The organism is Bartonella sp. AA89HNZF, from assembly GCF_042196905.1.
In the GTDB taxonomy this organism is placed as follows: Bacteria; Pseudomonadota; Alphaproteobacteria; order Rhizobiales; family Rhizobiaceae; genus Bartonella.
This window is the reverse complement of the sequence record NZ_JBHIRD010000114.1, coordinates 1-697: the sequence shown is the minus strand read 5'-3', so window position 1 is coordinate 697 and position 697 is coordinate 1. Positions and strand designations below refer to the sequence as shown.

The 697-nt window shown below is 39.7% G+C and carries 1 protein-coding gene; it reads left to right on the top strand.

Annotated elements, in window-relative coordinates; genetic code table 11:
* Nucleotides 1–697 (top strand): ABC transporter permease (locus tag ACFIN0_RS10005; RefSeq protein ID WP_375702481.1); only part of this gene is annotated, 697 nt, incomplete at both ends.

Genomic DNA, 697 nt, shown 5'->3' with positions numbered 1-697 from the left:
TATTCTCGCTGATGAGCCAACAGGTGCTTTAGATAAACATAGTGGTCAAGAGGTGTTGCGTATTTTGGATGAGCTTCATCAAGAAGGGCGCACCATTATTATTGTAACGCATGATATGCAGGTGGCTGAAAAAGCAGATCGTATTATCGAAATCAGTGATGGGGAAATTATTTCAGATACTGTATCAAAGGGTAAAAAAACAAAGGTTGCGTCTTATATTCAGGAAAAGCAAAATTTGAAAGATCAAAAAACATTAGGTTTTTTTCGTTCTTTTGTTGAACGTTTTCGTGAAACATTTGTTATGGCTTTGTTAGCTATGAATGCCCATCGTATGCGGACTTTTTTAACAATGCTCGGGGTGATTATCGGTATTGGAGCAATTATTGCCATGGTGGCTTTGGGGACTGGCACGCGGGAAAAAATACTGGAAAATTTTAAAAGTTTGGGCTCCAATACCTTGACTATCTTTCCTGGGAAAAGTTTTTCTGATCCACAATCAGAGAAGATAACCAGTCTTGTTGAAGCGGATGCAGAAGCTCTTTCTGGCTTGCCCTATGTTTCTGGTGTAACGCCTCAGATTTCAGCAAGTTCTACGATTCGTTTTGGTTCCGTTGAAGCTAATGCTGTAATTGCTGGGGTGGGAGAACAATTTTTTCAAACACAAGGGCTTAGAGCTGTTGAAGGACAATTGTTTGAT